The organism is uncultured Mesonia sp. (assembly GCA_947499595.1).
In the GTDB taxonomy this organism is placed as follows: domain Bacteria; phylum Bacteroidota; class Bacteroidia; order Flavobacteriales; family Flavobacteriaceae; genus Mesonia; species Mesonia sediminis.
Genome location: CANMOY010000003.1, coordinates 13,783 through 35,672, shown reverse-complemented (window position 1 = coordinate 35,672; position 21,890 = coordinate 13,783). Strand labels below are relative to the sequence as shown.

The 21,890-nt window shown below is 38.0% G+C and carries 21 protein-coding genes; 3 read left to right on the top strand and 18 right to left on the bottom strand.

Translation table 11 applies throughout. From position 1 onward, the window contains the following. Positions 1-15: 15 nt before the first annotated feature. From ftsA to mraZ, 12 genes are read right to left on the bottom strand one after another with little or no spacing between them, the layout of a single operon-like run. Positions 16-1,446: a cell division protein FtsA gene (gene ftsA, locus ACH2AZ_RS04265; protein ID WP_394906802.1), complete on the bottom strand. Its 1,431-nt coding sequence runs from the start codon at positions 1,444-1,446 to the stop codon at positions 16-18. A gap of 9 nt (positions 1,447-1,455) precedes the next feature. Continuing rightward, entirely contained in the window at positions 1,456-2,175 is a 720-nt protein-coding gene (locus ACH2AZ_RS04260; protein ID WP_394906801.1) for a cell division protein FtsQ/DivIB, read from the bottom strand. Further along, complete coding sequence (murC, locus tag ACH2AZ_RS04255; RefSeq protein WP_394906800.1) at positions 2,165-3,517, bottom strand: UDP-N-acetylmuramate--L-alanine ligase; 1,353 nt, start codon at positions 3,515-3,517, stop codon at positions 2,165-2,167. Before murC ends, ACH2AZ_RS04260 begins: the two co-directional genes overlap by 11 nt. Next, positions 3,501-4,610, bottom strand: a complete 1,110-nt coding sequence (murG, locus tag ACH2AZ_RS04250; protein ID WP_394906799.1) for an undecaprenyldiphospho-muramoylpentapeptide beta-N-acetylglucosaminyltransferase — start codon at positions 4,608-4,610, stop codon at positions 3,501-3,503. The genes murC and murG overlap by 17 nt, the downstream gene beginning before the upstream one ends. After that, on the bottom strand, positions 4,607-5,863 hold the full coding sequence (locus ACH2AZ_RS04245) for an FtsW/RodA/SpoVE family cell cycle protein (protein WP_394906798.1): 1,257 nt from the start codon (positions 5,861-5,863) through the stop codon (positions 4,607-4,609). Before ACH2AZ_RS04245 ends, murG begins: the two co-directional genes overlap by 4 nt. A 2-nt stretch (positions 5,864-5,865) precedes the next feature. Then, entirely contained in the window at positions 5,866-7,206 is a 1,341-nt protein-coding gene (gene murD / locus ACH2AZ_RS04240; protein WP_394906797.1) for a UDP-N-acetylmuramoyl-L-alanine--D-glutamate ligase, read from the bottom strand. After that, positions 7,206-8,438 carry a phospho-N-acetylmuramoyl-pentapeptide-transferase gene (gene mraY, locus ACH2AZ_RS04235; protein ID WP_394906796.1) on the bottom strand — a complete coding sequence of 411 codons (1,233 nt, stop codon included), beginning with the start codon at positions 8,436-8,438 and terminating at the stop codon, positions 7,206-7,208. The genes murD and mraY overlap by 1 nt, the downstream gene beginning before the upstream one ends. A gap of 2 nt (positions 8,439-8,440) precedes the next feature. Continuing rightward, the gene (locus tag ACH2AZ_RS04230; protein WP_394906795.1) at positions 8,441-9,907 is read right to left on the bottom strand and encodes a UDP-N-acetylmuramoyl-L-alanyl-D-glutamate--2,6-diaminopimelate ligase; all 1,467 of its coding nucleotides are present in this window, start codon (positions 9,905-9,907) and stop codon (positions 8,441-8,443) included. Next, entirely contained in the window at positions 9,904-11,871 is a 1,968-nt protein-coding gene (locus ACH2AZ_RS04225) for a penicillin-binding protein (protein ID WP_394906794.1), read from the bottom strand. Before ACH2AZ_RS04225 ends, ACH2AZ_RS04230 begins: the two co-directional genes overlap by 4 nt. Further along, positions 11,864-12,184 carry an FtsL-like putative cell division protein gene (locus ACH2AZ_RS04220; RefSeq protein ID WP_147861468.1) on the bottom strand — a complete coding sequence of 107 codons (321 nt, stop codon included), beginning with the start codon at positions 12,182-12,184 and terminating at the stop codon, positions 11,864-11,866. The genes ACH2AZ_RS04225 and ACH2AZ_RS04220 overlap by 8 nt, the downstream gene beginning before the upstream one ends. Before the next feature lie 17 nt (positions 12,185-12,201). Next, complete coding sequence (gene rsmH, locus ACH2AZ_RS04215) at positions 12,202-13,107, bottom strand: 16S rRNA (cytosine(1402)-N(4))-methyltransferase RsmH (protein WP_394906793.1); 906 nt, start codon at positions 13,105-13,107, stop codon at positions 12,202-12,204. Continuing rightward, positions 13,094-13,555, bottom strand: coding sequence for a division/cell wall cluster transcriptional repressor MraZ (gene mraZ, locus ACH2AZ_RS04210; RefSeq protein ID WP_394907038.1), 462 nt, complete (start codon positions 13,553-13,555; stop codon positions 13,094-13,096). The genes rsmH and mraZ overlap by 14 nt, the downstream gene beginning before the upstream one ends. A gap of 285 nt (positions 13,556-13,840) precedes the next feature. On the opposite strand from mraZ, the gene ACH2AZ_RS04205 reads away from it, so the two are divergent. Next, positions 13,841-14,605, top strand: a complete 765-nt coding sequence (locus ACH2AZ_RS04205) for an alpha/beta fold hydrolase (RefSeq protein ID WP_394906792.1) — start codon at positions 13,841-13,843, stop codon at positions 14,603-14,605. A gap of 5 nt (positions 14,606-14,610) precedes the next feature. Beyond that, positions 14,611-15,213, top strand: coding sequence for a ribosome biogenesis GTP-binding protein YihA/YsxC (yihA, locus tag ACH2AZ_RS04200; RefSeq protein WP_394906791.1), 603 nt, complete (start codon positions 14,611-14,613; stop codon positions 15,211-15,213). A 5-nt stretch (positions 15,214-15,218) separates the two neighbouring features. Here yihA and gldC read toward each other — a convergent pair whose 3' ends face one another. Beyond that, positions 15,219-15,554: a gliding motility protein GldC gene (gene gldC, locus ACH2AZ_RS04195; protein WP_394906790.1), complete on the bottom strand. Its 336-nt coding sequence runs from the start codon at positions 15,552-15,554 to the stop codon at positions 15,219-15,221. Then, on the bottom strand, positions 15,554-16,525 hold the full coding sequence (gene gldB, locus ACH2AZ_RS04190) for a gliding motility lipoprotein GldB (RefSeq protein WP_394906789.1): 972 nt from the start codon (positions 16,523-16,525) through the stop codon (positions 15,554-15,556). The genes gldC and gldB overlap by 1 nt, the downstream gene beginning before the upstream one ends. Positions 16,526-16,634: 109 nt before the next feature. Between gldB and nadE the strand changes: the two genes are divergently transcribed. Continuing rightward, positions 16,635-17,420, top strand: coding sequence for an NAD(+) synthase (nadE, locus tag ACH2AZ_RS04185; RefSeq protein WP_394906788.1), 786 nt, complete (start codon positions 16,635-16,637; stop codon positions 17,418-17,420). Positions 17,421-17,437: 17 nt separating this feature from the next. Here nadE and dnaG read toward each other — a convergent pair whose 3' ends face one another. From dnaG to ACH2AZ_RS04165, 4 genes are all read right to left on the bottom strand, one after another. Next, positions 17,438-19,405 carry a DNA primase gene (gene dnaG / locus ACH2AZ_RS04180; protein ID WP_394906787.1) on the bottom strand — a complete coding sequence of 656 codons (1,968 nt, stop codon included), beginning with the start codon at positions 19,403-19,405 and terminating at the stop codon, positions 17,438-17,440. A gap of 105 nt (positions 19,406-19,510) precedes the next feature. Then, on the bottom strand, positions 19,511-20,551 hold the full coding sequence (locus ACH2AZ_RS04175) for a hypothetical protein (protein ID WP_394906786.1): 1,041 nt from the start codon (positions 20,549-20,551) through the stop codon (positions 19,511-19,513). A 9-nt stretch (positions 20,552-20,560) separates the two neighbouring features. After that, complete coding sequence (locus ACH2AZ_RS04170; RefSeq protein WP_394906785.1) at positions 20,561-21,277, bottom strand: hypothetical protein; 717 nt, start codon at positions 21,275-21,277, stop codon at positions 20,561-20,563. Next, positions 21,261-21,833: an RNA polymerase sigma factor gene (locus ACH2AZ_RS04165; protein ID WP_394906784.1), complete on the bottom strand. Its 573-nt coding sequence runs from the start codon at positions 21,831-21,833 to the stop codon at positions 21,261-21,263. The genes ACH2AZ_RS04170 and ACH2AZ_RS04165 overlap by 17 nt, the downstream gene beginning before the upstream one ends. Positions 21,834-21,890: the final 57 nt, after the last annotated feature.

Genomic DNA, 21,890 nt, shown 5'->3' with positions numbered 1-21,890 from the left:
CTTCGCTTATTTACTTTATTCTACTTTATCTAAAAAATCTTTTAAGGTGTCAAACCATTTTTCGAAAATGCTCTTGCGGGCCACATTACTGGCTTTCACCTCTTGCTCTTGTTCTTCTTGATGGGTTTGCTCTAGTTGTTCGCCTTCAATTTGCTCTTCCTTTACTGAATCATTCTCAATATTACCAGTGTCTTCACTATTAACACTTTTAACACCTTGATGATTCTCGGCGTGTTTACGGCGAAGTTCGGCTTCTAATCGCTCTTGTTTTTCTTGCTGTTTACGCTCTAGACTGTTTAAAACTAGACCTACAGCCGTGGCGTACATAGGACTGGTGGTTTCTTTATTGCTATCGCCTGCAAGGTGCTCGTTGGGGTACCCTATACGGGTATCCATACCGGTTACATATTCAACCAATTGCTTTAAGTGCTTTAATTGTGCGCCTCCACCGGTAATAACTATACCTGCAATAAGTTTTTTCTTTTGTTCTTCGTGACCGTAATTTTTTATCTCTAAATAAATCTGTTCAATGATTTCAACCGCCCGGTAATGAATGATTTTCGATAAATTTTTTAAAGATATTTCTTTGGGTTCTCTTCCGCGTAAGCCAGGAATAGATACAATTTCATTTTCTTTATTTTCTCCAGGCCAAGCTGAACCAAATTTCACCTTAAGGAGCTCTGCTTGCTTTTCAATAATGCTGCACCCCTCTTTAATATCTTCGGTAATTACATTTCCTCCAAATGGGATTACTGCCGTGTGGCGTATGATACCATCTTTAAAAATAGCCAAATCAGAAGTTCCTCCTCCTATATCAACCAATGCAACACCGGCTTCTTTCTCTTCTTGACTTAATACCGCTTTGGCGGATGCTAATGGCTCTAAGGTAACTCCCTCTAGTTCTAATCCAGAGCTTTTTATACAACGACCTATGTTTCTGATAGATGAGATCTGACCTACCACCACATGAAAATTGGCCTCCAATCTACCGCCGTACATACCGATTGGCTCAGTTATTTCGCCTTGACCGTCTATTTTATATTCCTGGGGCAAAACATGAATAATCTCCTCGCCTGGTAACATAACTAATTTATGTACCTGGTTACACAAGGTTTCTATATCTTGAGCACCAATTACTTCTTCAGCATTCTCACGGGTAATATAATCGCTATGTTGTAAACTTCTGATGTGTTGACCAGCAATACCCACTACCACATCTTTCACTTCAATTCCGGCATCGGCAACTGCTTGTTCTACGGCATGTTGTATAGATTGTATGGTTTGGGTTATATTATTAACCACGCCACGATGCACTCCTAAGCTTTTAGATTTACCAACACCCAAAACTTCGGTTTTACCGTATTCATTATACCGACCAATCATAGCTACAATTTTGGTTGTACCTATGTCTAGCCCTACTGCGATTTCTTGATCATTTACTTCCATAACCAGTTTCTATACCTTTTTGGTAGCAACTACTTGCTGTTTGTAATTTAATTTTATACTCTCGTACTGCTCCAACTTTTTATCTATAAATGCGGTTTTATAAAACGCCTTAAATTTTCTTAATTTCTCTGCTAGCGCTGTACTATCCCCTAAGATAGTTTCAAAATCATAACCACGCACATAAAATCGAATCTCTTTTTTTTGATCTACTTCTATTGAAACAACCTGATGTTTTAAAAAACTATCTTGATTAATTTCTTTCAATAAACCCCGCACATAACCTAAATCTTGTTGCCCAGAATACTTCACCATTGGCACTCTAGCCGTATGGTTTTTTGATAATGGCATCTTATTAGCATCTTCATCGATATAAAATGATGCATTAGCATACACTCTAGCCAATGGTTTTTTTTGTTGCACCTCAACGTTAACACCCCCACTTACAGTTAGATACACCTCTGCGTTTTTAACCAATGGATGTTCGTCTATACGTTTTTCTAAAACTTTCAAATCTAAACTATCTTTAGGTATTTTATCAATAGATTTTTCATTTTGTAAAACAATTTTTTCTATCTCTTTGGCGCTGATAAACTTTTCGCTATCCTTAACAAAAACTACCTGCAATAGATCGAATTTTCTAGCATGGTTACGCTGCTGTGTAAATCCGTACAGAAACACAATCAAACTCAATAATGCAAAGCCTTTTATGTAATTCCAATTAATTTTCACGTTTTAACGCTTTTTTAATTTTTTCGGCTTCTAGCCCTATATCTCCTGCTCCTAATAATATAACCACCTCGGCATCCGACTGAAGCACTTCCGAAACTAAATCGGTTTTTTGAATGCATTTTTTTTGCACATTTTCTATACCCGAAAGTAGCATCTCACTATTTACTCCAGGGATGGCTTGCTCGCGTGCAGGGTAAATTGGCAATAACAATACTTCATCAAAAGCTGCCAAACTTTCCTGAAATTCTGTGGCAAAGTCTTGTGTTCTAGAATATAAATGCGGCTGAAAAACAGCTAAACATCGCTTATTAGGGTACATCTCGCTCATCGCCTGATGCATCGCTTTAATTTCTTGAGGATGGTGCGCGTAATCCTCTATTAATACACGGGGTTTATGGCAATGAATGCTAAACCTCCTTTTAATTCCTTTAAAGCTTCTTAGTGCTGATGCCATATGCTTAGGTGCTACCCCAAAATGCAGAGCCATGGCCATTGCTAGTGCTGCATTTAATAAATTATGCCTACCTGGCAAAGCAAATTCAAGATCCTGTAAAACTCCATTGGGTGTTTTAAAATCAAAAATATACTTGCCCTCACGCACAGTATACTGAAGAATTTGATAAACACAAGTAGCCGAAAACCCTACCGGCTGCCCTGGTATTGCTAATCCTTCTATTTTAAAACAATTTTCGGGCTGCTCTATCTTTGAGATAAATGCACGGTAGCTAACTTCTAAAGACTCTTTATTTTTATAAATATCGAGATGATCGGCATCTAAACTTGTAATGCCAGCGATACTCGGACTTAGATGCATGAATGAGCGATCAAATTCATCGGCTTCAACCACAATTGCCTCGTTGCCCTCGTTTAAATAATTGGTATTGTAATTTTCGGTAATACCACCTAAAAAGGCCGTCAAACGTACCTCTGCTACTTTAAGAATATGTGCTAAAATACTAGTAGTAGTGGTTTTACCATGTGTACCAGCAACAGCCAACGTAGGGTGATTTTTTGTAATCTCCCCTAAGAGTTGAGCTCGTTTTAGTATGGGAAATTGGTTGGTCTGGGCATAAGACAATATTATGTTAGTTTTAGCCACGGCTGGGGTAAATACCACTAATGTTTTGGCTTTACTTAAGCCTTGCAACAGACTTAAGCCAGCCTCTTCGTGGTAAACTACTTGAGCACCTTCATGCTCTAACTCTTGAGTAAGTTGGGTACGAGTACTATCATAACCATAAACCTTATATTTACCACCGGCATAATAACGTGCCAGGGCGCTCATCCCTATACCGCCGATACCTAAAAAATAAAGGTTTTCTATGTTACGAAAGTTCACCATACTTTTCTTGTATTAATTGTTCAATTTCATCTACTATTTGTGCGGCCGCATGAGGTTTTGCTAACTGCTTAAAATTAAAACTCAATTCGCGTTGTTTGTGTTCATCTTGCACCAATTCAGAAAGAACTTCTTGAAATTTAGTCTCTAAATCTTTCTCTTTGATATATAATGCAGCTTTTTGTTGTACCACAGCTTCGGCATTTTTGGTTTGATGATCTTCTGCTACATTAGGAGAAGGTATAAATAGCGTTGGTTTTCCTACCACACTTAATTCACTAACAGCACCTGCACCTGCGCGAGAAACAATGAAATCTGCTGCAGCATAAGCCATACTCATTTCTTCTATAAAAGGCACTACCCGCACGCTTTGGCTAGTTAAATGCTTATATTGCTCAAAATATAATTTACCGGTTTGCCAAACTACCTGTAAACCTAATTGTGCAAACCATTCTACATTTTTAGCGATTTCTTGGTTGATACGTTTTGAGCCTAAACTACCACCCAAAACAAGAAGTACTGGCTGTTGTTGATTTAAACCCAGTTTAACTAAAGCTTCAGATTTTGAAGCACTTCCACTAGTAATCTCTTTACGGATTGGGTTTCCAGTATAAATTATCTTTGATGCGGGAAAATACCGCTGCATATCAGGGTAAGCCACACAAATTTTATCTACAGATTTACCCAGCCACTTATTGGTAATCCCAGCGTAAGAGTTTTGCTCTTGTATCAAACTAGGTATTTGCATCATACTGGCCATTTTTAATAAAGGTCCGCTTGCAAATCCTCCCGTACCAACGGCAACGTGCGGCTTAAAAGTTTTTATAATTTTTCTAGAAGCCGATAAACTACTTAATAATTTAAATGGAAAACTTAGGTTGTCTAAACTCAGCTTACGCTGGATACCGCTAATCCATAATCCTTTAATTGCGTAACCTGCTTGTGGCACTTTTTGCATTTCCATTTTATCCTTGGCGCCTACAAATAAAAATTCAGCTTCTGGATAACGAACCTGAAGCTCATTCGCTATGGCTATAGCGGGATAAATATGCCCGCCTGTTCCTCCTCCTGACAATATGATTCGTAACGGCTTCATAGGGTTTCGCTTAGTATTTCCAATGGATTCTCTTCCTGATTATATCCCGATTTTACATCGTCTTGTTGATTTTGTATATCGGTTTTATTTCTTAACGATTCGCGTTTTGCACACACACTTTGTACCATTCCTAAAGCCACACAAGTCATCCATATAGAAGACCCACCACTACTAACTAAAGGTAGGGTTTGCCCCGTTACCGGAAATAACTCGGTAGCCACTCCCATATTAATCAGAGCTTGAAAAACAATAGGTAATCCAACGCCAATTATCAATAGTTTACCAAATATACTGGGGGCTTTTATAGCTACAACCACCAGTCTAAATAATATGAGTAAATAAGCAAATAGCACTAGAAATCCGCCTACGAGCCCCATTTCTTCAACAATTATCGCATAAATAAAGTCTGATGAAGACTGCGGCAAGAAATTACGCTGTACACTTTTACCTACACCTACCCCAAAAACACCTCCTCTAGCGATGGCTATTTTAGCCTTTTCAACTTGATAAATTTCTTTGTCATCTGCACTGGCAAAATTTTCAACCCTACTAATCCAAGTATCTACTCGGTTAGGAAACAAACCCGGAAAGGCTTTTGCGGATAACATAAAAACACTTAAAACAATTATGCCAGCTAATAATATAATTCCAACATATTTCAACGGATAACCTCCAACCACAACCAGCATGAGTACCATCGCAAATAAAATTGCAGTTGTACTAAAATTGGCTGGTAAAATAAGTACCAAAACAGCTCCTACTGGTAGCCATAAATGAATCATACTCGATTTAAAAGTGATCTCTTTATCGGCTATTTTAGATAAATAACGCGCTACAAATACCATTAATATTACTGCCGCAGCTGTAGATGTTTGAAAGGTTTTATTGATTAAAGGAATTTTGATCCATCTACTAGCATTTGCTCCATCAATTGTGGTTCCTTGAAAGAGCGTATAAACCAATAAAATAATAACCAAAGGCAAAGCCAGGACGCACAAGCCTTTAAAGTAATTGTATGGTATTTTACTCACCGCAAATATCAAGAAAAAACCAATAAGTAAGTGGGCAAGATGATTCAACAAAAAGCTTAAGGTGTTACCATTACCATAAATATAGGCCAAATTACTACTTGCACTATATACGGGAATAAAAGAAAACAACCCCAATAACACTACAACAGCCCATATAAGCTTATCCCCTTTTAAAAGGTGAAAGAAATGAAATTGCTTTATGTTATTCTTTTTAGCGCTCACTATTATTTTAATTTTAACACTGCTTCTTTAAACTGATTCCCTCGGTCTTCATAATTTTTAAAAAGATCAAAACTAGCACAAGCAGGCGATAACAAAACCGTATCGCCAGGTTTGGCTATATCATAGGCAAGGCTTACAGCCTCTTGCATCTTTTGAGTTTCAACTATGGTATCTACACAATTGTTAAACGAGTTTATTAACTTTTGGTTATCTACCCCCAAACAAATAATTGCTTTTACCTTTTCATTAACTAGTGCGAGCAATTCTGAATAATCGTTACCTTTATCTACGCCTCCTACTATCCATATCGTATCGGCTTTAACACTGTCTAATGCATAATAGGTGGCATTGATGTTAGTTGCCTTAGAATCGTTGATATAACTTACTTTGTTTTTATTAACCACTCGTTCTAACCTATGTTCTACTCCATGAAAACGCTGTAAACTTTCTTTAATCGTTTGTTTTCTAATTTTTAAAAGTTGTGCCACTGCAGAGGCAGCCATCGCATTTTTTGTATTGTGAATTCCTTTTAATGCAATATCATCTTGAGCCATAGTAAAATGTGATTCGTTTATTTTTATATGGAGTTCATCGTCTTTTAAATAAGCGCCATTACCCGATAATTCTTTAGAACTTAAGGGGATTTTTATAGATTTGATTTCGTGTTGAGATAACCATTTATTAATCACTGGGTCATCGGCATCATAAATAAAATAATCCTGTTGTGTTTGATTTTTTACAATGCGAAACTTAGCTGCGATATAAGATTCAAATTGATTGTGATAGCGGTCGAGATGATCGGGAGTTATATTGGTTAAAACGGCTATATGAGGCTTAAAAGTCTCTATTCCGTCAAGCTGAAAGCTACTCAATTCTAACACATAACAATTATTACTTTTACGGGCTACATTCTTGGCAAAACTATCGCCAATATTCCCAGCAAGAACAGCATCTATCCCAGCATTTTGTAAAATATAATGAATCCAAGAAGTAACCGTGGTTTTACCGTTGCTTCCGGTTATACCGATGAGCATAGCGTGTGTATGCAAACTAGCAAACTCAATTTCTGAAATAACCTTAATTCTAGCTTCTCTTAGTTGTACCACCACTGGAGCATCCTCAGGAATCCCTGGACTTTTCATCACCAGATCGGCTTTAAGCAAGCGTTCTATACTGTGCTGATCTTCTTCGAATGCAATATCTTCTTGTTGTAAAACTTGTTTATAGCGCATTTCAATAGTCTGCAAACTAGATACAAAAACTTCATACCCCTCTTTTTTCCCTAAAAGAGCAGCTCCCATTCCGCTTTCTCCAGCACCCAATATAACGAGTCTCTTTTGCATTATCTTATCTTTAAGGTTACAATTGTTAAAATGGCTAAAAATATACCTACTACCCAAAAACGAACTACAATTTTACTTTCGTGGATTCCTTTCTTTTGATAGTGGTGATGCAGGGGTGACATTAAGAAAATTCGTTTCCCCACTCCTGTTTTCTTCTTGGTGTATTTAAACCAAGCTACTTGTAATACTACCGAGAGATTTTCAATAAGAAAAATACCGCATAAAAGAGGTATTAATAGTTCTTTACGCGTGGCGATGGCCAAAACGGCTATAACGCCTCCAATGGTTAAACTGCCGGTATCACCCATAAAAACCTGAGCGGGATAAGTATTATACCATAAAAAACCAACCAATGCTCCTGCAAAAGCAGTTATAAAAATGGTCATTTCACCCGATCTAGGAATATTCATGACATCCAGATATTCTGAGAAAATAACGTTACCCGATACCCAAGCAAAAATCCCCAATGTAAGAACAATAATGGCCGAAGAACCTGCTGCTAGTCCGTCTATTCCATCAGTTAAATTGGCTCCGTTCGAAACAGCGGTAACAATAAAAATCACAATAGGAATAAAAATCAGCCATGCATATTTTTTGTAACTCGGATTAATCCAACTAATCAAGCTCGAGTAGTCAAACTCATTATCTTTTACAAATGGAATTGTTGTAGTAGTGCTTTTCACCTCTTGTATTTGAGGTTGACCCTCCTGGGCTTCAGTGGTTTGCACAGATTTTGTTTCTGATAAAACACTAGACCTAACCGTTATATCGGGATGTAGGTACATGGTAGCCCCAATTATAATACCTAAACCAACTTGCCCAATCACCTTAAACTTGCCCTGCAAGCCTTCTTTATTTTGTTTAAATGTTTTGATATAATCATCTAGAAAACCTATTGCTCCCATCCAAAGGGTGGCCACAATCAAAAGGATTACATAAATGTTGTCTAATTTTGCAAATAAAAGCACTGGTATAAGAGTAGCTAAGATAATGATGAGTCCTCCCATAGTAGGAGTTCCTGCTTTTTCGGCCTGACCCTCAAGTCCTAATTCACGTACTCTTTCACCCACTTGTTTTCTTAATAAGTACTTGATAATCCTCTTACCGAAGATAGTTGAAATCAATAAAGAAAATAAAATAGCCAAGCTAGCCCTAAACGAAAGGAATTGATAAAGCTGTTCGCCAGGGAAATCGAAATGCTGTTCTAGATATGCAAATAAATAATATAGCATGGTTATTTCTTTAATTGTATTAAAAATTCTTGTACGACTTTTAAATCGTCAAAATCGGTTCTTACACCATTTATTTCTTGATAGGTTTCATGACCCTTTCCGGCAATTAAAATAATGTCTCCATCTTGTGCCAACGCACAAGCAGTTTTAATCGCTTCTTTTCTTTGAGTAATGGCTAAGCATTTGCTTATATATTGCGGCTCTACTCCAGCCTGCATTTCTGCAATAATAGTATCAGGATCTTCGGTTCTGGGGTTGTCACTCGTAAAAATAACCCGATTGCTACTAGCCGTAGCGACTTGAGCCATCACGGGGCGTTTGGTTTTGTCGCGATCTCCCCCGCAACCTACCACAGTTATTAAGTTTTCATTCTTACTGCGTATAGAATTAATGGTTTGTAGCACATTCTTAAGTGCATCGGGGGTGTGGGCATAATCTACTATTGCGGTAACTTTTTGTTTTGGCGATACCACATATTGAAATCTCCCGTTAACAGCCTTTAGTTTACTGATTTGTTTTAGATTCTCAAGAACAGGTAAGTCTAATAAATCTGCTGCAGCAAAAATGGCCGCTATATTATACGCATTGAAAGCCCCGATTAAGGTGGTCCATACTTCTTGATTATTCAATTTAAGCAATAAGCCAGTAAATTCATTTTCTAATATTTGAACCTTATAATCGGCAAGTGTTTTAAGGGCATAGGTATACTTTTTTGCTGGCGTATTTTGCAACATAAATAAGCCATTCTTATCGTCTATATTAGTAATAGCGAAAGCACTTTTATCTAATTCATCAAAGAATTGCTTTTTAACATCTCTATACTCAGCAAAAGTCTTGTGATAGTCTAAATGGTCGTGTGATAAATTGGTAAATATACCTCCTGCAAAATGCAAACCTGCCGTACGGTGTTGAGCTATTCCGTGTGAGCTTACCTCCATAAAACAATATTCCACTCCCGCATCAACCATAGCGGCCAAATGCTTGTTTATGGTAATAGAATCTGGGGTAGTCAACTTTGTTGAATACTCCTCTTCATCAACCATAATTTTGATGGTTGAGATAAGTCCTACAGCATAACCGGCATTTTTAAACATTTGGTACAACAAACTGGATACTGTTGTTTTACCATTGGTACCCGTCACTCCAATTAGCTTCAATTTCTTTGAGGGCGAATCATAAAAATTATTAGCAATTATGGCTAATGCCTTTTTGGTATCGGCTACTTGAATATAGGTAACCCCTCCTTGAATCTGCTCGGGAAAAACCTCACAAACCACTGCAATTGCGCCTTGGTTAACCGCTTTTTCGATAAACTTATGCCCGTCGACTGCGGTGCCCTTTATGGCCACAAAAACATCATTAAGCTCTACCTTACGGCTATCAAAGTGCAAGTTAGTAATGGCTATTTGGGTATTGCCTTTTGTGCCCTCAATGGGTACACCATATAATATGTCTCTTAGGGTAATCAACTTGTTAATAAATAAATGGTTTGATTGGGTTTAACATCAGTATAAGCCTCTAACGACTGTTTTTTCACTTCACCAGTACCTTTCAAAACTACACGAAGTCCTAAATTTTCTAATAAAGCCACAGCATCCATTGCTGGCATACCAATAACTTTAGGCACTTTAGTTTTAAATTTTTGTGCCGTCGTATAATATTGCTCAAATTCTTGTTTTACTTTTTTGTTTTCTACTTCAAGCGATTCAAATTCTTTAGTGATAGGCGTATCGGTATGAATCGCATGTGCGATTTCTTTGAAAACAGGAGCCGCAACGGTACTTCCATAATAGCCTAATTTTCTATTGGGTTTTGTAATAACAACAATGCAAGAGTACTTAGGTTGTTCTGCGGGGAAATAACCCACAAAAGAAGCGATATATTCTTTCTCCTTTTGATTTACACCATAGTTCGTTAAACAAGTACCGGTTTTACCGGCCATTGAAAACTCTTTACTATAAATATTGGTTGCAGTACCATTTTTCACCGTATTCTCCATTAATTTTTTCACTTTAGCAGCGGTCTCTTTCGAACAAATGGTGTTCCTCACTTCAGGTTGTTGGTAATGCGCCACCAATCGGTCTTTATCTTTTACTTGCTTAATCAAACGTGGTTTCACCATTAAACCATCGTTAGCAATGGCATTATAAAAGCTAAGTGTTTGCAAGGGGGTTATAGTTACTCCATAACCAAAAGACATCCAGGGGAGTGTAGTACCGTACCAATTTGCGTCATCTGGATGCGGTATATGAGGTTTTCCTTCTCCCTTAATATCAAGACCAATACGATCATTCAAGCCCATATAACTTAAACGATTAACCAATTTTTCTGGATTATGCTGATAGCCTTGAGTTATAAACTTTGAAAAAACAGTGTTAGAAGAAACCTCAAAAGCTCGGGCCACCGAAATCTTTCCGTAACCTCCAAAACGAGAATCCCGCACCGCACGATCATAGTATAAAACCTTTCCGCCATCGGTATCAAACACGTCACTGGTATCTACCACCTTATCTTCAAGTGCTGCCACTAAAGTCATTAGCTTATATGTAGAGCCAGGTTCCTGCGCTTCCCATACGGCATAATTACGTTTTTCATAATAAGTCCCTAGACTGGTTCGTGCTAAATTGGCCATGGCTTTAATCTCGCCTGTTTTGGTCTCCATAACCACCACTGTTCCGTGGTGCGCTTCATACTTTTCTAACTGACGCAACAGAGCGTGATGCGCCACGTCTTGCATATTGATATCTATGGTAGAGTAAACATCTAGACCATCTTGTGGTTCTAGTTCGTTTGCATCTCCAATAGGTTTCCATTGGCCTTTGGCTATTTTCTGTTTTAAACGTCTTCCGTTTTTCCCTTGCAAATACTCATTGTAAGCTCCCTCTAATCCGGCTTGACCTCTTCCTACGGTACGTTCGCCAATTTTACCTAACGGCAGTTCTCTAACCGTTCGCTGTTCGGCAATAAATCCGCCTTTAAAGGCCCCCAAATTAAACATAGGAAATTCCCGTAATTGAACATACTGGGTATAACTCACCCCGCGAGCTACTAAATAGTACCTGTTTTTGGTATTCCGAGCTTCTTTTAATTTATTGATATAATGGCTGGCAGGCCGATTGAATAATTTACCTAGAGCTTTAGCCAGCGGACGTAAATTTTTATTGAAATTTTCTTCGGATACAGTAACAGCGTCAAATCGGATATCATACTCGGGTACCGATGTTGCCAATAGATGACCGTTACTATCATAAAGATTACCCCGGTTAGCCGGAATTTCAAAATTCTTGAAAATGCGTTTTTCAGACAGGTCTCTGTATTTTTCTCCTTCTACTACCTGTATTTCAAAAAGCTTATACCCTACCCCTATAGCAAAAATAAGCATAAAGCTTGCTACAATTATAATTCGATTGGTAATTTGCTTTTCGTTAGTCATTCAGATAAACGATAATTTTTTTGGGCGGATTTTTTGCTGGACCCACCCCTGTATTTTTTAATTTCTCTTCTAAAGTAGACTTCATTTTTAAAGTCATTAAATTTTTCTTAGCCGCTATAGACTCACTCCTCAATTCGCGCACTTCATTATTCATTTTTGCAATTAGGTGCACTTTTCGCTCTGCACTATGCGAAGAAGCAATCATTATTAAAGCCAATAGCGTACAAAAGATAATAAACCACCAGTGTTTACTTGCCTCTTCACTTAAGAGAAACTTGCCTCGCAAAAAATCATACACCCGCTCTCTACTCATACCTCCTGCTATTTAACTTATAAACGCACGCCTATTCTAAGTTTTGCACTTCTTGCCCGATTGTTTTCTTGCACCTCTTGTGGGGTAGGCACTATTAATTTTCCTACCTTTTTAAACGGCACCTCAACACGCCCAAACATATCTTTCTCAGGCTCACCTTGAAACAAGCCATTTCTTATAAATCGCTTTACCAAACGATCTTCTAACGAATGATACGATATTAAACTAATGCGACCGCCTGGGTTTAACAATTCTGGCGTTTGCAATAAAAATTCTTTTAAAGCTTCAATTTCTTGATTTACCTCGATTCTAATAGCTTGATAAATTTGCGCTAAAATTTTAAACTCTTTTCCCCTAAACAATAAAGGGGTCAACAAATCATTTAACTGTTGCGAAGTAACTATAGGCGCTTCAGCCCTAGCCGCTACGATTGTTCTTGCAAGTTTAGGAGCATTTTTCAAATCGGCGTAAGCGTAAAACATGTCTCTCAACTGCTCTTCATCATACGTATTAATCACTTGATAAGCCGACAAACTATCATTCTGATTCATACGCATATCTAATCGCCCTTCAAAACGCGTAGAAAATCCGCGTTCAGCTTCATTAAATTGATGAGATGAAACTCCAAAATCACCAAGAATACCATCTACTTTTTTAACCCCATAAAAGCGTAAAAAACGCTTGATATACCTAAAATTCTCTGGTATTAAGGTAAAGCGACTATCCTCTAATGCATTAGCTTGCGCGTCTGCATCCTGATCAAAAGCAAAGAGCCTCCCTTGGTCGTTTAGCCGATTTAAAATTTCTCTTGAATGACCACCACCCCCAAAGGTTACATCTACATATGTACCGCTAGGGTCTATTGCCAAACCATCTACGGTTTGCTGCAACAATACGGGTTTATGATATTCATAATTGCTCATCTCGATCTCCCATTACTTCTTCGGCTAGACTTGCAAAATCATCTGCAGAATTGCCAATAACCTGTTCATACTTTTTCTTATCCCACAATTCAACGATAGTCATCTGCGATGAAAGCACTACTTCTTTTTGCAATTCTGCAAAATTAAATAAGTCTTTTGGCACCAATAAACGACCAGCAGCATCTACCTCTACAATCTTCACACCTGCTGTAAATCGTCTTATAAAATCGTTGTTCTTTTTCTTAAACCGATTCAGCTTATTTATCTTCAACATCATTTCTTTCCACTCACTCATCGGGTAAAGTTCTAAGCATTGATCAAATACAGAACGCTTTAAAACAAAGCCATCTTCTATTTCTGGCAACAACTGCTTTTTTAGCGCGGCAGGCAGCATTAGCCTACCCTTGGCGTCTATTTTACACTCGTATGTTCCGGTTAAATGAAGCATTAAATCGATTTGAATATTCAAATATATTGAATTTTTATCCACTTTTTACCACATTTCTCCACATTGTTAATAAGTTTTTGAAACTTAAAGCCTTAAGCCATAATTTACGGTATTTAAACGAGTGGGAAATTGTGGAGCATAAAGCCAAATTTTAAGGCTTATTTTGGATTTTGCATTTTAAAATTGCCACAATAAACAGTACCTTTAGCCTTAGGTTTCTTTTAAAAGTAGATTGTTTTTAACAATAATACCTATATTTGCTAACGCTAACAGCAAGACTAGTGCATGGAACAAGACATTAAAACCGAAGGCAAGTTTAAGTATATAGAATTAGGGGAAGGTACTCCCATCGTGATTTTACACGGCCTTATGGGCGGCTTAAGTAATTTTGACGGAGTAGCCAACTATTTCCCAAAACAGGGTTACAAAGTAGTAATTCCAGAATTACCACTTTACACTTTATCATTGCTTAAAACCAATATTAACTCATTTGCGAAGTACTTAAAAGATTTTATAGATCATAAAGGTTGGTCTGAAGTTATTCTGCTTGGAAACTCCCTTGGCGGCCACATTGGTTTATTAGCCACTAAAAAATTTCCCGAAAGGGTTAAAGCCCTGGTAATCACAGGAAGTTCAGGTTTATACGAGAGCGCTATGGGAGAAAGTTACCCCAGAAGAGGTGATTATGAGTTTATAAAGAAAAAAGCCGAGAATGTTTTTTATGACCCCAAAGTTGCCACAAAAGAAATTGTAGACGATGTATTCAATACCGTAAACGATAAAAATAAATTAATACGTACTCTAGCCATTGCAAAATCGGCTATACGTCACAATATGGCTAAAGATTTGCCTAAAATGAAAACGCCTACTTGCATCATTTGGGGAAAACAAGATAATGTTACACCGCCTGAAGTAGCGGTTGAGTTTAATGAATTGCTACCCAATTCTGATTTATTTTGGATAGACAAGTGCGGGCATGCGGCAATGATGGAGCATCCAGATGCCTTCAACACCATTTTACACGATTGGTTAAAAGCAAAATCGATATAATTTTTATGAAGATCACCTCTGCAGAATTTGTAATGAGCAATAGCCAGGTAAAAAAATGCCCGGCTAGCCAATTACCTGAATATGCTTTTATTGGGCGCAGTAATGTAGGGAAATCTTCTCTCATCAATATGCTTACCCAGCGTAAAAACTTGGCTAAAACATCGGGAAGACCTGGTAAAACGCAATTGATTAACCACTTTTTAATCAATAAAGCTTGGCATTTGGTAGATTTGCCTGGTTACGGATATGCTCGCGTTAGCAAAAAAGCTAAGAAAACCTTTCAAAAGTTTATTACCGATTATTTTAAAGAACGTAAGCAATTGGTTTCTGCCTTTGTTTTGGTTGATGCTAGACACGAGCCACAGCCTATTGATTTAGACTTTATGATTTGGTTAGGCGAACATCAAATTCCTTTTAGTATTGTGTTTACTAAGCTTGACAAATTAAAGCCCAATGCTATAGAAAAAAACATTGGGCACTATAAATCTGTATTACTGCAATACTGGGAAGAAATACCTCCGTATTTTCTCACTTCTTCATCAAAGAAAATGGGTGGCGAAGAATTGCTAAATTATATAGATGAGATTAATCAAAGTTTAACTGACTAAGCTACCTAATCCTTTTTAAGTTCAAGTTTTTCAGCAAAATAATCACAAAAATCTTTCATAGTTTCCATCATCTTTTCGTCATCTGTAGCACGATAAAAAGTATCGCTCATAGCTACTAGCGTTTGATGAAAAAACACCTTCATTTCATCTACCGGCATATCTTTAGTCCAAAGATCTATTCGCAGGGTTTCCTGCTTTTGACTGTCCCACAAAGAAAGCATCATAGCTTTAGATTGTGCATGACGCACGCCCCCGTCTTCTGCACTCCAATGTAAAGACTCTGGCACATTATTTTCATCTACCTCAACATGTATTTTTATTTCAGACTGTTTTGTACTCATTATTCTGGTTTTCTAGGTTTATAATTTGATTCTTGAAATAATTTTTGAGCCGGCAATTGCAGAAGCTGCTTTAAGCTAATGTCTGGATGCTTTTCGGCAAACTGCCGAACGATTTGCCAGCCGATATACTGCCCCAATTGAGGCGGACTTTCCTGGTCGAGCTGCAAGTAAAATTTACTAAAGGGTGCGATGTTAATGAAACGCTCTCGCAATTGCACATCGGTATCGTAGAGCAACTCTTTTTGTAAAAAATATTTCCAGATTTGCGCTTCATTGTTATGTGCCCACTGCATTTCATCTAAAGTATATCCTATACGGTAAGCCTCTTTAGTATGCGGTATCACCAAATCTTTAAGGTACAATTGCTTACCATAATACAACATCTGCTCTAAAAAAGTTCTCCCCTTAGGCTTAGGTACCAATTGGCGAGCATAGCTCCCAGCTATATCACTTAACAACATTTCTTTTTTAAAATTTTTCTTTATAAAAACCTGCAAACCATCATAAAAGAAATGATCTTCACCCAAATAAGTATCTAGAGCAATCAGCATTAAGCTATCACTAACCACTACCTTGTTTTTATAATCAACTTCTGAAGTAATGCCTACTACTCGCGGCGCTTCAAAACCAGGAAAATAATATTTAAAATGCTTAAACAGATGAGCAATATCTTCTGTCTCTTCATGCATATTCGGAAAAGCTTTCTTAACCTCGGCGTGCAATTCTTGGTTAATGGTATCGCGCATCATATTTACCCAAACTGAATCGTGAAAACGCTCTGGAAACAAAAACGGATATTTTCTCTTTAAGCGCGGTAAATCTTCTGGGGTTGCCTCACCAAAAGCCAAATCGAAGCGATCGATTTGCACCGAAATATCTATTTCCTCTATCGCCTGTTCTACCGCTGATTCCCGATTACAACTTACAAGCAGCAACACTACAATTAGCAAAAGATACCTGGATTTAATCATAAACAATAGGTTTATTTTTTCGCATTAAAAGCGATATAATTTTATTCCTAAATTTTTCGCCTTATTTTTGGGGCAAAGGTAGTTTAATTTCTCTAAAAACCCAGCGACTATGCAAACAGATAAGGTAGCTCAACACATTGTAAATTGGCTTAAAAATTATAGTACACAAGCAAAAACCAATGGCTTTGTTGTAGGTATTAGCGGCGGCATTGACTCTGCCGTAACTTCAACTTTATGTGCGCAAACAGGTTTGCGTACTTTATGTATTGAAATGCCAATACACCAAGCGGCTAGCCAAATGCACCGCGGGAAAGAACACATTCAAAACCTTAAAAGAGAATTTAGTAACGTTAGCTCGCTCGAAGTCGATTTAACCCCAAGTTTCGAAAGCCTTAAAAATAGTTTTCCTAGCACACCCGACACCGACCAACTCGCTTTAACTCTTGCCAATACAAGAGCTCGTTTGCGCATGACCACCTTATATTACTTCGCAGGTTTACACGGCTATCTCGTGGTGGGTACTGGGAACAAAATTGAAGATTTTGGTGTAGGCTTTTTTACCAAATATGGCGATGGCGGTGTAGACCTTAGTCCTATTGCCGATTTACTTAAAAGCGAAGTTTATGCGCTAGGAGAATACCTCAACGTGGCACCGAGTATTCTAAAAGCGGCACCTACCGACGGACTTTTTGGAGACAGCCGCACCGATGAAGATCAACTTGGTGCGAGTTATGACGAACTCGAATGGGCTATGGCATATACAGCCAACCCAACAGATCATAAGTTAACCCCAAGACAGGAAATCGTGTTAGGTATTTATACTCGATTAAATCGGGCCAATTTACATAAAATTAATCCTATACCGGTTTGTAACATTCCACCACATTTAAAGTAATTATTACCTATGCGTTTTTAAATCACCCGGTTTAATTTATCGGCAATCATCTTTTTTAAACCGTTATAATCGTTGATGTCTTCAAGGATATTGGCGTGATGGTTAGCCTTATTTTGCATCACTTCCTGCATTAACTCCTGCACTTTTTTCTGTACCAATAAATTGCGCAAATGCAATATGGTTTGCTCTACTTCTAGGGGCTCTAAATCTTGAATATCTCGCACAAAAATGTTTTGATCTTCCCAACGGCTAAGCAAGTTTTTCTCTTGGTTCATAACCAATGAACTTACCAATTGCGCGTGCTCTGGCTCTAGCTCTCTAATAAAAGCAGCAACATCTAGGCTTGTGGTTTGGTTGAGTGTATCGATTAACTTTTGATAAATCGCTTTAAATACGGGATGGGTAAACTCAATCTCATCTTCTTGCAGATCTAAATAAATTTTCTCGTACACTTTGCGGCTCACCTGTTCAGTTTTTAAAAACTCCTCTCCGTCTTCATCTTCTTCTAAATAGGTTTCTTTAAACTCACCTTCGGCTGCGCCATAATGCAGTAAAAGGTGAATGATATGCTTTTCTAGTTCGTGTTGTCTATTTACCTTGGTTTGTTGGGTTTGCTCTTTAACTACCTGCATAGCGCCCGAAGGAGCCGATGCCGACTGAGACTTTTGTTTGGCTTTTCTAGATTGACCCGCGGTTAACTGGGCTAACGAACTATACAAAACGTTCTCTGAAATATCCATGATGCGCGAACATTCTTGGAGGTATATCTCTTGCTGAATACGGTCGGGTATTTTTGCGATACTTTCTACCATATCGCGAATGGTAGCGGCTTTTTGAATGGGATCGTTAGCACTCTCTTTCATCAATAAGGAGGCCTTAAAACTTATAAAATCTTGGGCATTATTGTCTAAAAAGGCTTTAATATCTTCGGTAGGATGCTTTCGTGCAAAACTATCGGGGTCTTCTCCTTCTGGAAAAGTACAGACTTTAACATTTAGACCTTGCGCCAGAATGAGATCAATTCCGCGTAAAGCAGCTCGCATACCTGCTTCATCCCCGTCAAACAGAACAGTAATGTTCTTTGTTAGACGTAAAATCAACCGTATTTGTTGCTCGGTCAAAGCCGTACCCGAAGAAGAAACCACATTTTCTATACCCGCTTGATGCAATTGAATTACATCTGTATAGCCTTCTACCAAATAACAGCGATCTTCTTTTGCCATACTTTGCTTAGCGTAATGCAATCCGTAAAGGACTTGACTCTTATGATAAACCGGACTTTCAGGTGAATTGAGGTACTTGGCTGCTTTTTTATCGGTACGCAAAATACGTCCACCAAACCCTAGTGTTCGCCCAGACATCGATTGAATAGGAAACATCACCCGACCCTTAAATCGGTCAAACTGCTTGTTCTCCTTTACAATACTCAAACCGGTTTTCTCGAGCAATTCAAGTTTATAGCCTTTTTGAATGGCTTCTTGTGTGAAAGCATCCCAAACATCTGGCGAATAGCCTAAATGAAATTTCTTGATGGTATCTTGAGTGAAACCGCGTTCTTTGAAATAAGATAAGCCTATACTTTTACCCAACTGGGTTTCGTGCAGCATACGCTCAAAATAATCGCGGGCAAATTCATTGATTAAGAATAGGCTTTCACGTTCGTCGGCTTGTGCTTTTTCTTCATCGGTTTGCTGGGTTTCTTCAATCTCAATCCCATATTTTTTTGCCAAGTATTTTATGGCTTCGGGATAGTTAAAATGCTCATGCTCCATTAAAAAAGCCACTACATTACCTCCTTTACCACTACTAAAGTCTTTCCAGATTTGTTTTACTGGCGAAACCATAAAACTCGGGGTGCGTTCATCTGTAAACGGACTCAAGCCTTTAAAATTACTTCCCGATTTTTTTAATTGTACAAAATCGCCAATAACCTCTTCTACTCGAGCGGCATCAAAGACTTGATCGATGGTGGATTTTTTAATCATAAGCGATTGGATGTTTAGAAGCCAAGCGGGACAAAATTAAACAATATGAAACAAAAAAAAAGGAAACCCAAGGCTTCCTTTTTTACTTTACTTTTTCTGAAATAGTTAAAAACTAAAACGCAAACCTAAAGCTACTGCATTTTGATCTATGGCATTGTCTTTAAAAACCGTATTCAATTCATATTTAGCATATAAAGAAACAGAATCATAACCAATATAGGCACTTAATCCGTAAAGAAAGTTATTGGTATTATAGCTTTGGTTACGCTTTTCTTTTCTGTTTTTACCATTCTCCTCAAACTTTAGTTTTTGGATGGTATTCAAATTCAAGCCTACAAAACCTCCTATACCCATCTTAAATTTATCTGTGCTAGTGTAACAAGCAGTACCCTTGTCAAAATATTTATGGGCTTTCCCGAATTCTAAATGAATAGGAATAACCAAATTATCCATACGTAGTTTAGCTTTGTCTAATTCTACCGGAAACTCTTCTAAAACGGTTTGATCACCGTCTTCAACAAAATATTGATTGTCTTCTGGTTTTAATCCGTTAAACTGAAGTGAAGCTCCGTAACGCAAACGCAACCAAGCGTTTTTATCTAAAACGGTTTGCCACTCATAACCCAATTCAAAAAACCTACTCCCCGCAATCTTATACGGCGAGTCGTCTATTGAACCATCTATTAAAGCGTTACTCAAACCAAAGGCCATGGTAAAACCAGAAGTAGTACGCTTGAGAATAGCGTCTTTTTCATCGTATTGTTTATTGTCTTCTTTATCGTTATCTAGACCGATGCCCAAGGTAAGTTCTGTCGCCTTATAATCGTCGCTATTTCTATTGATCAAAGCAATTTGCTCGTCGATGATAAGCATCTTACTAGCGATGTTCTGAGCCGATTTTTGTGCAGCTGCCTCTTTGCGTCTTTGCGCCTCGGCCGCTGTAATTTTATTTTCGGCCTGCATTTGCTCAATGCGCTCAATTTGCTTTTTTAAATACGCCTTTTCTTCTTCTTGCACCCTGCTTTTTTGGGCGTTTAATTGCTCAAGTTTTTCCTTGGCTTCGGTTTTTATAATTACCTGAGCTTGGGTTAAGGTACCGCCTAACAAAGCGAATACGAGCATTAATACATGTAGTTGTTTTTTCATAAGATTCAATTAAAGTTTAACAATTGCATTTTTAATATTTTCTATTCTCTTTTGCAGCGCATAATATATCTTTTCTCTGAACTGCACATCTAATTCACGTTCAACCTCCTGCAGCAGTGCATTAGCATCTACGCTATAGTTTTTTGTTCCTTTTTGGCGCTCTATTTGCACTAATGCTTTTTGCAAAGCCGCTTCGATTTGCGCCTCATCCCAGTGAGTAGTAGTAAGCTGTACCTTTTCTTGAGGTAAAAGCGGTAGTAGGCTATCGGGTTGAATTTCATTCGCCATTTTTTGTTCAGCCTTAGCGATTACAGGAAGAGCTTTGTTTGCTTTTTCTTTACGGATTAAAGACTGCTCTGCATTAAAATCTGATTTATTCTGTTTTTGCTCATTGGTCTCGCTGAGGCTTTGCTGAGGAAAGAGCTGTTTCAATTCATCGGCAGATTTGAATTGCGGCTTACCCTCTATTAACTTTTTTATGGTATTTTCTTCGGGTTGCTGCTTAGGCTGCACCACATCTGTTACAGGCACTTCTTGTGACCGATTGAACAAGCCCGTTAGCACAACTCCCAATAAAAAGCTTGCCGCCACAGCATAGAAAAAAAGTCTTTTACGCTTTCGCTTAGCTTTGTCATTGAGTTGATGTTCAATCTCAGACCATGCATTATTTGAGGGGGTGATCTCTCTATTTTTTAGCTTTTCAAGCTCCTTATCCCATACTTCCATCTTTCCAACTGTTTGAATTCTTAATAATATCTTGCAACATTTTTTTGGCTTTTGCCAATTGTGATTTAGAAGTACCCACGCTAATGTTACAGCACTCGGCAATTTGTTTATGCGAAAAATCTTCGACCTCAAACAAAACAAAAACACTGCGGTAGCCAGCTGGCAACAAATCTAAGGCCTGTTGCAAGTCATTGGCAATTTGTTGCCGATCAAGACTGGGTTGCTCACAAGATTGTTGCGACAAGTTCTCTAGCTTTTCCTCAAACATTAGGTGTTGTTTTTTACGTAAAAAATCTATCGCCTCTCGCACTACAATTCGGCGTATCCAGCCTTCGAGGCTACCCTTGTCATCAAATTGGTTGATTTTGGAAAATACTTTTACAAATGCCCTAAGCATGCTATCTTCTGCAAATTGCAAATCTTTGATGTACATACGTGCTACACTAAGCATCTTTGGAGCGTACCGCTCGTAGAGCCGTTTTTGCTCTCTTCGGTCTTGCCGCCTAAGTTTATTTAGGTTAAAGGATTCTTTTTTATGTAAACGTATAACTTTCACTCTCGTGTGGACTTCTATTTATATAGACGAAAGTAAGGGCAAAAAGGTTGCCTGATG

What these genes read in the sequence shown, in the direction of transcription:
- ftsA (WP_394906802.1), bottom strand. Translation starts at nt 1,446, where the DNA reads ATGGAAGTAAATGATCAAGAAATCGCAGTAGGGCTAGACATAGGTACA.
- murC (WP_394906800.1), bottom strand. Translation starts at nt 3,517, where the DNA reads ATGGTGAACTTTCGTAACATAGAAAACCTTTATTTTTTAGGTATCGGC.
- murG (WP_394906799.1), bottom strand. Translation starts at nt 4,610, where the DNA reads ATGAAGCCGTTACGAATCATATTGTCAGGAGGAGGAACAGGCGGGCAT.
- murD (WP_394906797.1), bottom strand. Translation starts at nt 7,206, where the DNA reads ATGCAAAAGAGACTCGTTATATTGGGTGCTGGAGAAAGCGGAATGGGA.
- mraY (WP_394906796.1), bottom strand. Translation starts at nt 8,438, where the DNA reads ATGCTATATTATTTATTTGCATATCTAGAACAGCATTTCGATTTCCCT.
- ACH2AZ_RS04225 (WP_394906794.1), bottom strand. Translation starts at nt 11,871, where the DNA reads ATGACTAACGAAAAGCAAATTACCAATCGAATTATAATTGTAGCAAGC.
- ACH2AZ_RS04220 (WP_147861468.1), bottom strand. Translation starts at nt 12,184, where the DNA reads ATGAGTAGAGAGCGGGTGTATGATTTTTTGCGAGGCAAGTTTCTCTTA.
- rsmH (WP_394906793.1), bottom strand. Translation starts at nt 13,107, where the DNA reads ATGAGCAATTATGAATATCATAAACCCGTATTGTTGCAGCAAACCGTA.
- mraZ (WP_394907038.1), bottom strand. Translation starts at nt 13,555, where the DNA reads ATGCTTCATTTAACCGGAACATACGAGTGTAAAATAGACGCCAAGGGT.
- ACH2AZ_RS04205 (WP_394906792.1), top strand. Translation starts at nt 13,841, where the DNA reads ATGGAACAAGACATTAAAACCGAAGGCAAGTTTAAGTATATAGAATTA.
- yihA (WP_394906791.1), top strand. Translation starts at nt 14,611, where the DNA reads ATGAAGATCACCTCTGCAGAATTTGTAATGAGCAATAGCCAGGTAAAA.
- gldC (WP_394906790.1), bottom strand. Translation starts at nt 15,554, where the DNA reads ATGAGTACAAAACAGTCTGAAATAAAAATACATGTTGAGGTAGATGAA.
- gldB (WP_394906789.1), bottom strand. Translation starts at nt 16,525, where the DNA reads ATGATTAAATCCAGGTATCTTTTGCTAATTGTAGTGTTGCTGCTTGTA.
- nadE (WP_394906788.1), top strand. Translation starts at nt 16,635, where the DNA reads ATGCAAACAGATAAGGTAGCTCAACACATTGTAAATTGGCTTAAAAAT.
- dnaG (WP_394906787.1), bottom strand. Translation starts at nt 19,405, where the DNA reads ATGATTAAAAAATCCACCATCGATCAAGTCTTTGATGCCGCTCGAGTA.
- ACH2AZ_RS04175 (WP_394906786.1), bottom strand. Translation starts at nt 20,551, where the DNA reads ATGAAAAAACAACTACATGTATTAATGCTCGTATTCGCTTTGTTAGGC.
- ACH2AZ_RS04170 (WP_394906785.1), bottom strand. Translation starts at nt 21,277, where the DNA reads ATGGAAGTATGGGATAAGGAGCTTGAAAAGCTAAAAAATAGAGAGATC.